We start from the raw sequence: 12,132 nt of genomic DNA on the forward strand, positions 1-12,132 counted from the left end.
GCTCCTTTGCAGCGGGGGAGGTGGCGCGCGCAGACGCCAGAAACAACAAGCCCCGCAGAGGCGGGGCTTGCATGCAGCTGAAGTATGGGCCGGCGCCGATGAAAGCGACGTCAGCCCTCAGCAATCACGGTCTCAGCCGTTCGCCTTCAGCTTGGCCAGGCGCAGCCAGGTGTCGACCACGGTGTCCGGGTTCAGCGACACCGACTCGATGCCTTCCTGCATCAGCCATTCGGCCAGATCCGGATGATCGGACGGGCCCTGGCCGCAGATGCCGACGTACTTGCCCTTGGCACGTGCCGACTTGATCGCCATCGACAGCAGCTTCGTCCCTGCCGGGTTACGTTCGTCGAACAGGTGCGCGACGATCGACGAATCGCGGTCCAGGCCCAGGCTGAGCTGGGTCAGGTCGTTGGAGCCGATCGAGAAGCCGTCGAAGATCTCCAGGAACTCATCGGCGAGCAGTGCGTTGGACGGCACTTCGCACATCATGATGATCTTCAGGCCGTTCTCGCCCTGCTTCAGGCCGTTCTGTTCCAGCACCTCGATGACCTTGCGGCCTTCTTCCAGGGTGCGCACGAACGGAATCATGACCCACAGGTTGTCCAGGCCCATTTCGTTGCGCACGCGCAGCACGGCCTTGCACTCCAGCGCGAAGGCGGCCGAGAAGCTCGGATCGACGTAACGGCTGGCGCCGCGGAAGCCGATCATCGGGTTCTCTTCGTGCGGCTCGTAGTTGCTGCCGCCGATCAGGTTGGCGTACTCGTTGGACTTGAAGTCCGACAGGCGCACGATCACGGCGTTCGGTGCGACCGAGGCGGTGAGGGTGGCGATGCCTTCGGCCAGGCGATCCACGTAGAAGCTGACCGGATCACCATAGCCGGCGATCTTCTCGTCGATCTTCTTCCTGGTTGCCGCATCCTGGCGGTCGTATTCCAGCAGCGCGTTCGGGTGGATGCCGATGTGGCTGGCGATGATCATTTCCAGACGGGCCAGGCCGATGCCGGCGTTCGGCAGCTGGCCGAAGTCGAAGGCACGTTCCGGGTTGGCCACGTTCATCATGATCTTCAGCGGTGCCGGCGGCATGTTGCCCAGATCGGTGGTGGTGCGCTCGAAGCCGAGCTTGCCTTCGTAGATGAAGCCGGTATCGCCTTCAGCGCAGCTGACGGTGACCAGCTGGCCATCTTCGATCACCTTGGTGGCATTGCCCGAACCGACCACGGCCGGCACGCCCAGCTCGCGCGCGATGATCGCGGCGTGGCAGGTACGGCCACCACGGTTGGTGACGATGGCCGAGGCGCGCTTCATCACCGGCTCCCAATCGGGATCGGTCATGTCGGCGATCAGCACGTCGCCCGGCTGCACGCGGTTCATGTCGTCCAGCGTCTTGACCACGCGGGCCACGCCCGAACCGATCTTGGCACCGACGGCACGACCTTCGGCCAGCACATTGCCGCCCTTTTCGGTCAGCGCGAAGCGCTCGATCTGGGTGGCATGGCTGCGCGACTTCACCGTTTCCGGGCGCGCCTGCACGATGAACAGCTTGCCGCTGACACCGTCCTTGGCCCACTCGATGTCCATCGGGCGGCCGTAGTGCTTTTCGATGACCAGCGCCTGCTTGGACAGTTCCTGCACGTCCTCGTCGCTGATCGAGAAGGTGTTGCGCAGTTCGACCGGAGTGTCCTCGATCCTGACGCGCTCACCCGGAACATCCGAATACACCATGCGGATGGCCTTGCTGCCGAGCGAGCGGCGCAGGATCGCCGGCTTGCCGGCCTGCAGGGTGGGCTTGTAGACGTAGTACTCGTCCGGGTTGACCGCGCCCTGCACGACCATTTCGCCCAGGCCGAAGGACGAGGTGACGAACACCACATCGCGGAAGCCGGACTCGGTGTCCAGGGTGAACAGCACGCCGGAGGAACCGACGCCCGAACGCACCATCAGCTGCACGCCGGCGGACAGGAACACGTCCTCATGCTTGAAACCGTGGTGCACGCGATAGGCGATGGCACGGTCGTTGTACAGCGAGGCGAACACTTCCTTGACCTTGTGCACGACATCGTCGGCACCGGTGACGTTGAGGAAGGTTTCCTGCTGGCCGGCGAAGGAGGCATCCGGCAGATCCTCGGCGGTGGCCGACGAACGCACGGCCACGGCCACGTCGCCGCCGCCATTGTCGGCGCTCAACTGGGCGTAGGCGGTGCGGATGTCCTGGTCCAGCTGCGGCTGCAGCGGGGCATCGATCACCCAGGTGCGGATTTCCTTGCCCGCTGCGGTCAGCGCGTTGACGTCCTCGACGTCCAGCGTGGCCAGCTTGTCGAAGATGCGCTTGGACAGATCGTTGTGCGCGATGAAGTCCTTGAAGGCTTCAGCGGTGGTGGCATAACCGCCCGGCACCGAAACGCCCAGACCGGCCAGGTTGCCGATCATCTCGCCCAGCGACGAATTCTTGCCGCCTACGCGGGCCAGATCGGCCAGACGCAGTTCGTGCAACCACAGGATGTTCTCGTTCAAGCGCGATGCTCCGTTTGGCCATCGCCCGAGGCGGGCTGGAATGGCCGCGTCCGTAGGAAGAAGCCGATATGATGCCGGGCAGAGTACCGTCGGCACAAGCTTGTGCTGGCGGCCTTTTTAGGCTTCGTAGGGGGTAAAAGCGCGCATGTCGACCATCCGTCCGGTGTTCTACGTTTCCGATGGAACCGGTATCACCGCTGAAACCATTGGGCATAGCCTGCTTACCCAGTTCTCCGGGTTCAGCTTCATTACCGATCGCATGTCGTTTGTCGACGACCCCGAAAAAGCGCGTGAAGCCTGCGCCCGGATCCAGGCGGCAGGGGAGCGGTACCAGGTCCGGCCGATCGTGGTGAACTCCTGCGTGGACCAGAGCCTGAGCCTGATCCTGGCCGACAGCGGGGCGCTGATGCTGGATGTGTTCGCACCGTTCATCGAGCCGCTGGAGCGTGAACTGGCCAGTCCGCGCCTGGCCCGGGTCGGCCAGGCCCACGGCATGGTCGATTTCGACACCTACCACCGCCGCATCAACGCGATGAACTTCGCCCTGACCCATGACGACGGCATCGCGGTGAACTACGACGATGCCGACGTGATCCTGGTGGCGGTGTCACGCGCCGGCAAGACGCCCACCTGCATCTACCTGGCCCTGCATTACGGGGTGCGCGCGGCCAATTACCCGCTGACCGACGAAGACCTGGAAAGCGACCGCCTGCCGCCACGCCTGCGCAACTACCGGCGCAAGCTGTTCGGCCTGACCATCGACCCGGACCGGCTGCAGCAGATCCGCCAGGAGCGCCGCCCGAACTCGCGCTACGCAAACCTGGACACCTGCAAGCGCGAGGTGGCTGCGGCCGAGGTGATGTTCCAGATGGAGCGGATCCCGACCCTGAGCACCACCCATACCTCGATCGAGGAGATTTCCAGCAAGGTGCTGGCCACGCTGGGGCTGCAGCGCGAGCTGTATTGATCCTCATCTGGTAGAGCCGGCCGCTGGCCGGCTGGTGGATGAACCCTCGGCCGCGATGCAGAGCTGCCGGCCAGCGGCCGGCACTACCCAGGGGTTGGCTTGCACGTGCGCGCCCCCACGTTGAAGCACCAACGTGTAGGATCGACCCATGGCCCGAGCCTTGCCCCGCACCGAACGCATTCCCCGCCTGAGCCGGCTGAGCTGGCTCATGGGCCTGTACGCGGAAAACTACCGCCATCTGGTGCGCCTGTTCGAACCGGCCGGACTGGTGGCGGGCAGCTACATTTCCTCGATCGGCGACGGCCTGGATGTCCGCCTGGACGTGATCGAGTGCCACCGCTACACGGTGGAACTGCGCCTGACCTACGACCTGGCCGACCCGGTCACCGGTGAGCCGGATCCGTCGGCCTATGTGCGTCTGTACCGTGACGCGCGCCAGGCCGAGACCACCCATTGCTACGTAGGCCGCCGCTGGCAGGACACGATGGGCCTGTATCCGCCGCCGGCGGAGCTGATCAGCCACCGCATGCGGATGAACACCTTCCTCGGCAAGTGGCTGGAATACCTGGCCGAGCGCGGCCACGGCGTGGCCACCCTGCGCCGCGATCCCGACGGCGCCAGTGCGCCTGCCGAGCGTCGCCTGTCGCTGGTGCGCTGATCGGCCATAATCCACGGCTGACCTGCCGCTGGATGCTGCCCCATGCCGTACACCCCGATCGTCGCCACCCTGGGCTATGTGCTGTCGCCTGATCGTCGCCAGGTGCTGATGATCCACCGCAATACCCGTCCCGGTGACCACCACCTGGGCAAGTACAACGGCCTGGGCGGCAAGATCGAAGCGGACGAGGATGTGGCGGCCAGCATGCGCCGCGAGATCGCCGAGGAAGCCGGCATCGACTGCACCGGCATGCGCCTGCGCGGCACCATCAGCTGGCCAGGCTTCGGCAAGCACGGCGAGGATTGGCTGGGTTTCGTGTTCGTCATCGATGGATTCGAGGGCACCCCGCACGGCGGCAACCACGAAGGCACGCTGGAGTGGGTGGACCTGGACAAGCTGGACACCCTGCCGATGTGGGAGGGCGACCGCAACTTCCTGCCGCTGGTGTTCGACGCCGACCCGCGCCCGTTCCACGGCGTGATGCCGTACAAGGACGGGCGTATGGTGAGCTGGTCCTTCAGCCGCCTGTGAGCCGGGAAATCGGGTAGCTGCCAACCTTTGGTCGGCACGCTCTTCTGGCAAATTAATACCCGGGCAATATTGACGGCGGAGAATTACCCGGGCAATATTCGCGCATCGCCTCTGATGCCGTTGCCATGCCTGCGTCCCGACTTCCTCCCTTCAGTTGTTTCGACGGCCATCGCCTGGTCGCTTCCGGTACGCCGGAAGTGGCCGCGCTGGCGTTGAAGCAGCTGCGTGTCGACAACGCTGCCGGTCCGCTGCTGGTGTTCGACAACGCCACCGGCCGCACCCGTGATTTCGATACGCGTGGCAGCGACGCAGAACTGCTTTCGCGGGTGGCTGCCGCGTTCCCATCGGCCGTGCAAGCGGACGCCGGAATCGCTCCTGAAGACGCGCCTGTTGCCCCGCGAGGCCGTGGCCGCCCCAAGCTGGGTGTGGTCGCCCGAGAAGTGACCTTGCTGCCGCGCCATTGGGCGTGGCTGGCCGAGCAGCCTGGCGGTGCCTCGGTGGTGCTGCGCAGGCTGGTGGAGGCGGCCAGCCGTGCCGGTGCTGACAAGGACCGCCAGCGTCGTGACAGCGAGCGTGCCTATCACTTCCTGCAGGCCATCGCTGGTGACCTGCCTGGCTTCGAGGAAGCCATCCGCGTCCTGTTCGCGCATGACCGCGCGGGCCTGGAAGCGGCGTTGCGGAGTTGGCCCGCGGATGTGCGCGCCCACGCTCTGCGCCTGGCCTTCGACGATCCTGCGGACCACGCCGACGGCTGAGCCATCGCGCCGTTGCTGAGCGACGGCGCCACCTGACCGCGGGTCCAGGCCCGCTTCCCCTGTGCGTGCTTTGCTGGCGGAAACGCCGGGCAGGGCGGCGCTTTGCCCAGAGAACCCCATGAGCACCCCTGTACATCCGACGCCCCCGGTTGCACCACCACTGTGGCGCACCTACCTGACCCTGCTGTTGCCGATGCTGCTGACCAACGCGCTGCAGCTGGCCGCAGGCACGCTGGACAACATCTACCTCGGCCATCTGCTTGGCACACAGGCAGTGGCTGCAGCGGCTGCGTTCTTCCCGGTCTTCTTCCTGCTGTTGGCCTTGGTAATGGGCCTGGCGACCGGTGCGATGGTGCTGATCGGCCAGGCCTGGGGCGCGGGCCGCCCCCAGCAGGCACGCGCCGTGGCTGGCAGCGCGGTGGCGCTGATCCTGCTGTTGTCGGTGCTGGTGATGGCCCTGGGCGGCGGTTTCGCGCCACAACTGCTGGCGGCGTTGGGCACGCCGGCAGCGGTCCTCAGTGAGTCCATTGTCTACGCACGCGTGCTGCTGCTGACGGCACCGGTGTTCTTCCTGCTGTGGCTGGCCACTGCGGTGAGCCGCGCGGTGGGCGATGCGAAGACACCGCTGCATGCGCTGCTGCTGGCCACGGTGGTCGGCCTGCTGTGCACGCCGCTGCTGATCCTCGGCTGGGTCGGCCCGCCGCAGCTGGGTTCGGCCAGTGCGGCAGTCTCGGCGGCATTTGCCTCGCTGCTGGCCCTGGCCTGGCTTATGTGGCGGTGGCAGAGGATGGAGCACCCGTTGGCGCCGGGACGTGAGCTGCTGCGTGCCATCCGTTTCGATGGCGTGCTCATCCGCGCGATGCTGCGCATCGGCGTACCGTCATCGCTGCAGATGCTCAGCCTGGCCATTGCCGAAATCGTGTTGCTGGGCTGGGTCAACCGCTACGGCTACACGGCCACGGCCGCCTACGGTGCGGTCAACCAGTTGATGAGCTGGGTGCAACTGCCGGCGATGTCGCTGGGGATCACCGCCACCATCCTCGCGGCGCATGCGATGGGTGCGGGGCGTACGGCACGGCTGCCCGCCATCGCTCGCACCGGTGTGCTGCTTGGGCTGGCGATGCTGAGCGTGGTGGTGCTGCTGGTGATGGCGCTGGCGCCCTGGCTGACCGGGCTGATTCTTGCGGCCGCAGAGGTGCGCGAATTGGCCGCATCGCAGCTGCGCACGGTGGTATGGGGCGTGCTGGCGATGGGAGGCAGCGCGGTGCTGGTCGGGGTAATGCGCGGCAGCGGCACGGTTTTGCTGCCAGCGTTGCTGGGCATGGCAGCGGTACTGCTGCTGGAGCTGCCGTTGGCGATGTGGTTGCAGGCGCGGCATGGTTTGGCCGGCCTGTGGTGCGCGTGGCCGCTGGGGTTGCTGGCGATGCTGGTGATGCAGGTGTTCTGCTTCGCGCGTTGGCGGCGCCGGGTGCAAGGCGGGTAATACCGGCCGCTGGCCGGCAACCCGGAATGGTCCGGGCAGCCGGCCAGCGGCCGGCTCTACCACGCGGCCGGATCGTCGCCGTCGCGGCGGCTGCGGTGGGCCGGCCACTGGTGATGCAGGTGTTCTGTTTCGCTCGCTGGCGGCGGGTGCGGGCTGGGTAGTGCCGGCCGCTGGCCGGCAACGCGGAACGGCCGGGGCAGCCGGCCAGCGGCCGGCTCTACCACTTCAGCGCCGCTGTGCCAGCAGCAGATGGAAGTGCTTTTCGCGGATCTGGCCGTCATTGCCGGCTGCGGATTCCCGGTGGCTGCGCCAGGCCGAGACGCGGAAGCCCGACACACGCAGCGCCAGCTTCACCGCGTCCAGCTCATGCAGTTGGAAGTCGGCAGCAAATGGCAGGCTGCGCATGAAGCTGGCGTCGCCAAAGGCCAGGCACAGGCGGCCGCCCCGGCGCAGCACCCGCGCCAGCTCGTCCAGCACCGGCGCCAGGTTCGGCCAGAAGTACAGGGTGTTGACCGCCAGCGCGGCATCCATCGCGGCATCGGCGACCGGCAGCGCATGAGCGTCGCCGTGTTGCATCGCGGCACGCTCGGCCAACCCGGCGCTGGCCAGGCGCTGGTTGCCGGCCTCGACCATGGCGGTGGACAGCTCAATACCCAGATAGTGGCTGCCGGTGGCCTGCAGCATCAGCGGCGCGAAGGCCGCATTGCCGGGGCCGATCTCCAGGACCCGTTCGCCAGTACCGACGGCCAGCAGCCCGATCGCGGCCAGGTTGAGTGCGCCGTTGCTGCGGTTCATCGAGTCAGCCACCGCCAGCGCGGCCTCGCCATGGGGCTGCCGCAGCTGTGCGGCCAGAGTGGGAGCATCCAGCATCATCATCGTCCGTTGCAGAGTTTCGGACGTGGCGGCGGCGGGTCCGCCGGTGACCATAGCGCCGACCTTGTGGCTTGGGAAGTAGGGAAACCCCGCTTCGGGGTGATGAGGAAATGTCCAGCGTCGCAGTCGGTGAGATCTGGTTGTCCACAGGGGGTGTGGATTACGCGTGGGCAACTTTGTGGATAAGCCGCGACAGGCGCCACCCCCCTAGGCTGTCAAGATGGGTGGCGAAAAATTCACCGCCGGTGAGGACAGGTGAGGGAGCGGTGAAGGCTGGGGCCTGCCAACGCTGTCGCCAGCGGCGGCGCTCGCGGTAACCTGTGGGCCTTGATGCTCCGTGAGACTCCATGAAACGTCACTTCTCGATGCTGCGCGAATTCCAGCTGGCCGACTGGTTCACCCTGGCCAATGCTTTCTGCGGCACCGGTGCGGTGTTTGCCGCGATGCGCTTCCTGCAGGATGGCGAGCGCGGCTACCTGCTGTTCGGCATGGCGCTGATCCCGCTGGCCTTCATCTTCGACGCCCTCGACGGGCGCATCGCGCGCTGGCGCAAGTCCAGCTCCACCCTGGGCCGCGAGCTGGACTCGCTGTCCGACGTGATCTCCTTCGGTGTGGCCCCGGCGGCGCTGGCCTACGCCTGCGGCATGCAGGGCGGCTGGGACTGGCTGGTGCTGAGCTATTTCGTCTGCTGCGGCGTCAGCCGCCTGGCGCGCTACAACGTCACCGCAGAGGCGCTGGCCGGCGACGAGGGCAAGGTCGCGTATTTCGAGGGCACCCCGATCCCGACCAGCCTGGTGCTGGTGATCGTGCTGGCGATCGCCGCCGGTACCGATGCCATCGGCCAGAACATCTGGTTCGGCCAGTGGCAGATCGGCCCGTGGCAGCTGCACCCGATGGTGCTGTTGTTCGCCCTGTCCGGGTCGCTGATGATCAGCAAGACCCTGCGTATCCCCAAGCCATGAGCCAGCCCTGCGGAGGCCTGCGATGACCAGCTCGGCCCACGACGCCGGCAGCAGTGATTTCGAAACCCTGGCCCGGCAGTACTTCGGCGCCTGGGGCGATGCCCTGCGCCACGCCAGCACGCCCGGTGCGCCGGCCGGTGACGATCCCGGCAGCTGGCAACGGCTGTTCGACTGGTGGGGCCAGCTGTTGCCCGAGCAGGGGCAGGGCGCGCCGGAAGATGCCGTGCGCCGCTTCCGCGAACAGGCGGGCAGCTGGTACGGCACCATGCAGGAAGTGGCCGCGCGTTTCGCCGGCCGCGACGCCAGCAGTGCCGACGTGGCACAAGCCTGGCGCGAGGCGGTGCAGGGGCAGGGCGACGGCATGCTGCAGTGGATGCTGCAGGGCGCCCGTGGCAGCACCCACGCTGGCGCCGCTGTACCGGAGTTTGCCGCCTGGCTGCAGCAGTTCCAGCTGCAGGCCGGTCCGTGGCTGCAGAGCCCGGCGTTCGGGCCCGGCCGCGAGCACCAGGCGCGCTGGCAGGCGCTGCTGCGGGCGCAGGAGGAATACCAGCAGCATTCACGCGCCTACGTCGATCAGATCAAGCAGGCACTGGACGAGGCCTTCGCGCTGTTCGAGCAGCGCCTGGCCGAGCACGAGCAGCCGGGCAGCCAGCTGACCAGCGCCCGCGCAATGTTCGACCTGTGGATCGAAGTGGCCGAGGAGGCCTACGCCAAGGTCGCCATGTCCGAACCATTCCAACAGGTGTATGCCGCGCTGGGCAACGCTCAGATGCGCCTGCGCGCCGGCCTGCAGCGCGAGGTGGAACAAATGAGTGAACGGATCGGCCTGCCGACCCGCAGTGAGATGGACGCCGCGCACCGCCGCATCGCCGAGCTGGAGCGCAGCCTGCGCCGCCTGCAGGCACAGGTGGTGGCCATGGCCGGTACGGGCGAGGTCGATCCGGTGGCACAGCCGGCGCCGGCGAAGGTGAAGCCGGTCGCGCGCAAGGCCGCGAAGAAGGCCGCGCCGGCAAAGAAGGCGGCTGCGAAAAAGGCGCCTGCGAAAAGGGCTGCACCAAAGGCAGCGCCCCGTACTTCCACGCGGACGCGTGACCGATGAAAGGACCGCTGGGCTTCAACGCCGATGACCTGATGCAGGAAACCCTGGCCATGCAGCGCAAGCTGATGGAAGGGCTGAAGCTGCTGCCGCAGGTGGAAGACGTGGACTATGGCGTCACCGCCCGCGAGGAAGTCTGGCGCGACGGCAAGGTGGTGCTGTACCGCTTCGTCGGCGAACAGGCACCGACCCGGCGCACGCCGTTGCTGATCGTCTACGCGCTGGTCAACCGGCCGTACATGGTCGACCTGCAGGCCGATCGCTCACTGGTGCAGAAGCTGCTGGCGCTGGGGCAGGACGTCTACGTGCTGGACTGGGGTTACCCGGATCGCTCGGAGCGCTTCCAGACCCTGGAGGACTATCTGCTGCGCTACATCGATGGCGCGGTCGATGCGCTGCGCGCGCGCATTGGTGGACCGGTCGACCTGCTCGGCATCTGCCAGGGCGGCGTGTTCGCGCTGTGCTACGCCGCGCTGCGCCGGCAGAAGCTGGGCAAGCTGATCACCATGGTCACCCCGGTCGATTTCCACACCGCCGACAACATGCTCTCGCACTGGGCGCGGCAGGTGGATGTGGACCTGTTGGTTGACACGCTGGGCAACATCCCGGCCGACCTGATGAATGCCAGTTACCTGATGCTCAAGCCGTTCCGCCTGAACGTGCAGAAGTACGTCGGCCTGCTCGACATCCTCGATGACAAGGCTGCGCTGGAGGATTTCCTGCGGATGGAGAAGTGGATCTTCGATTCACCGGACCTGGCCGGCGAGGCGTTCCGCGACTTCATCAAGCAGTTCTACCAGGGCAACGGGCTGATGAACGGCACGGTGCGGATCGGCGAAGAGGCGGTGGATCTGTCGAAGGTGACCCTGCCGGTACTGAACATCTACGCCGAGCAGGACCATCTGGTGCCGCCGGATGCCTCGCGCGCGATGCGTGGACGCCTGGGCACCGAGGATTACACTGAGTCCAGTTTCCGTGGCGGCCATATCGGCATCTACGTGTCCGGTCGCGCGCAGCGCGAAGTGCCGGCCACGATCGATGGCTGGCTGAAAGCGCGCGACGCGTAAAGCCGGTTTCTTTTTTTTTTGTAGAGTCGAGCCATGCTCGACTGCATGGAGGGTGATGATGTCGCAAAGGATTTCGATGCTGCTTGCCACGCTGCTGCTGGCAGCACCTGTTGCCCACGCCGCACCCAGTACGGATGCACGCCGGGAGATCGCCCAGCTGATCTCCAGCCTGGACGGCTCCCAGTGCCGGTTCCAGCGCAATGGCAGCTGGTACGACGGCAGCGATGCGCGCGCGCACCTGCAGCGCAAGTACGACTACCTGCTGAAGAAGGACATGGTGGACAGCGCCGAGCAGTTCATCGAGCGCGCCGCCAGCCAGAGCAGCATGAGCGGCAAGCCCTATCGCATCCAGTGCCCGGGGCAGCCTGAACAGACTGCAGCCGCCTGGTTCGGCGCACGCCTGCAGGCCCTGCGCCACCGCGCTCCGTAGACATAGGGGCGGTGTAGAGTCGAGCCTTGCTCGACTGCTTTTCCCGTAGCCCAGGAGAACCGCCATGAACACCACGCCGCGCACGCTGTCGCGTTCATTGAACGACCGCATGATTGCCGGCGTGATGGGCGGCATCGCCCACCGCTTCGGCTGGAACCCCACGCTGGTGCGGATCGTGTTCGTGCTGGTCTCGATCGGCTCGGCGGCCTTCCCCGGCATCCTGGTCTACCTGATCCTGTGGCTGCTGATTCCCAACGAGGCCGATTGAAGACTCCCGTGACGCCCTGGCCGGTCTGGCTGCGCGCGCTGCAGGTGCTGGGCGCGGTGTGGACGTCCCCCAATTCCCTGCTCGGCGTGATCGGCGGCCTGGCCGGCATGCTTGGCGGGGCGACGCTGCGTTGGAGCGGCCGTGACAGCGCGTTGGTGTTCGATCGCTGGCCGTGGGGACCAGGCGGGGCGATCACCCTGGGCAACGTGATCCTGCATACCGGCCATGACCTGGGCATTTCCTGCCGCACCTATGCGCACCAGGCGGGGTGGGGCGTGGAGCCGCTGATCCGGCTGGATGACCACGAACGCGCGCACGTGTACCAATACATGGTGCTGGGGCCGCTGTACCTGCCGGTGTACCTGCTGTGTGGCGGGGTGAGTGCGCGCAACCCGTTCGAGCGCGCGGCCGATCATTTCGCCCGGTTCGGGCGTGGCTGGTGGCCGTAGGTTCCAGCCAACGGCGCAGCCCCTCGTGGCTTGGTCGCGGAATACGTTTCATGTGATTGGGCCGGGCGGGGTGGGTTCGCGG

At 66.8% G+C, this 12,132-nt stretch carries 13 protein-coding genes; 11 read left to right on the plus strand and 2 right to left on the minus strand.

Annotation, left to right across the window (positions count from 1 at the left end; translation table 11 throughout):
* Positions 1-132: 132 nt before the first annotated feature.
* Entirely contained in the window at positions 133-2,511 is a 2,379-nt protein-coding gene (gene ppsA, locus QRO95_RS23735; RefSeq protein WP_285303610.1) for a phosphoenolpyruvate synthase, read from the minus strand.
* 145 nt (positions 2,512-2,656) lie between these two features.
* Between ppsA and QRO95_RS23740 the strand changes: the two genes are divergently transcribed.
* The 5 genes from QRO95_RS23740 to QRO95_RS23760 all read left to right on the plus strand — a co-directional run bounded on the left by QRO95_RS23740 (position 2,657) and on the right by QRO95_RS23760 (position 6,905).
* Positions 2,657-3,478: a pyruvate, water dikinase regulatory protein gene (locus QRO95_RS23740; protein ID WP_006452040.1), complete on the plus strand. Its 822-nt coding sequence runs from the start codon at positions 2,657-2,659 to the stop codon at positions 3,476-3,478.
* Positions 3,479-3,626: 148 nt separating this feature from the next.
* The gene (locus QRO95_RS23745; protein WP_032130357.1) at positions 3,627-4,136 is read left to right on the plus strand and encodes a DUF1249 domain-containing protein; all 510 of its coding nucleotides are present in this window, start codon (positions 3,627-3,629) and stop codon (positions 4,134-4,136) included.
* Positions 4,137-4,178: 42 nt separating this feature from the next.
* Positions 4,179-4,667: an 8-oxo-dGTP diphosphatase gene (locus QRO95_RS23750; RefSeq protein ID WP_049462146.1), complete on the plus strand. Its 489-nt coding sequence runs from the start codon at positions 4,179-4,181 to the stop codon at positions 4,665-4,667.
* A 125-nt stretch (positions 4,668-4,792) separates the two neighbouring features.
* Positions 4,793-5,422: a DUF2239 family protein gene (locus tag QRO95_RS23755; RefSeq protein ID WP_049422441.1), complete on the plus strand. Its 630-nt coding sequence runs from the start codon at positions 4,793-4,795 to the stop codon at positions 5,420-5,422.
* Between the two features lie 118 nt (positions 5,423-5,540).
* On the plus strand, positions 5,541-6,905 hold the full coding sequence (locus QRO95_RS23760) for an MATE family efflux transporter (protein WP_285303611.1): 1,365 nt from the start codon (positions 5,541-5,543) through the stop codon (positions 6,903-6,905).
* Positions 6,906-7,130: 225 nt separating this feature from the next.
* Here QRO95_RS23760 and QRO95_RS23765 read toward each other — a convergent pair whose 3' ends face one another.
* On the minus strand, positions 7,131-7,781 hold the full coding sequence (locus QRO95_RS23765) for a class I SAM-dependent methyltransferase (protein WP_285303612.1): 651 nt from the start codon (positions 7,779-7,781) through the stop codon (positions 7,131-7,133).
* A gap of 344 nt (positions 7,782-8,125) precedes the next feature.
* Here QRO95_RS23765 and QRO95_RS23770 point away from each other — a divergent pair, with 344 nt between their 5' ends.
* The 6 genes from QRO95_RS23770 (at position 8,126) to QRO95_RS23795 (ending at position 12,050) form a co-directional block, all read left to right on the plus strand.
* Positions 8,126-8,740, plus strand: a complete 615-nt coding sequence (locus QRO95_RS23770) for a phosphatidylcholine/phosphatidylserine synthase (RefSeq protein WP_032130352.1) — start codon at positions 8,126-8,128, stop codon at positions 8,738-8,740.
* A gap of 22 nt (positions 8,741-8,762) precedes the next feature.
* The gene (gene phaE, locus QRO95_RS23775) at positions 8,763-9,839 is read left to right on the plus strand and encodes a class III poly(R)-hydroxyalkanoic acid synthase subunit PhaE (RefSeq protein ID WP_049398210.1); all 1,077 of its coding nucleotides are present in this window, start codon (positions 8,763-8,765) and stop codon (positions 9,837-9,839) included.
* Positions 9,836-10,903, plus strand: a complete 1,068-nt coding sequence (phaC, locus tag QRO95_RS23780; protein ID WP_197617430.1) for a class III poly(R)-hydroxyalkanoic acid synthase subunit PhaC — start codon at positions 9,836-9,838, stop codon at positions 10,901-10,903. The genes phaE and phaC overlap by 4 nt, the downstream gene beginning before the upstream one ends.
* A 58-nt stretch (positions 10,904-10,961) precedes the next feature.
* A complete protein-coding gene (locus QRO95_RS23785; protein ID WP_121503564.1) occupies positions 10,962-11,333 on the plus strand; it encodes a YfeK family protein in 372 nt (123 codons plus the stop codon).
* 64 nt (positions 11,334-11,397) lie between these two features.
* Entirely contained in the window at positions 11,398-11,601 is a 204-nt protein-coding gene (locus QRO95_RS23790) for a PspC domain-containing protein (protein WP_006374017.1), read from the plus strand.
* A complete protein-coding gene (locus tag QRO95_RS23795; protein WP_285303613.1) occupies positions 11,598-12,050 on the plus strand; it encodes a hypothetical protein in 453 nt (150 codons plus the stop codon). Before QRO95_RS23790 ends, QRO95_RS23795 begins: the two co-directional genes overlap by 4 nt.
* Positions 12,051-12,132 lie beyond the last annotated feature (82 nt).

This window comes from Stenotrophomonas maltophilia group sp. Smal13 (assembly GCF_030236855.1).
Classification (GTDB): domain Bacteria; phylum Pseudomonadota; class Gammaproteobacteria; order Xanthomonadales; family Xanthomonadaceae; genus Stenotrophomonas; species Stenotrophomonas maltophilia_A.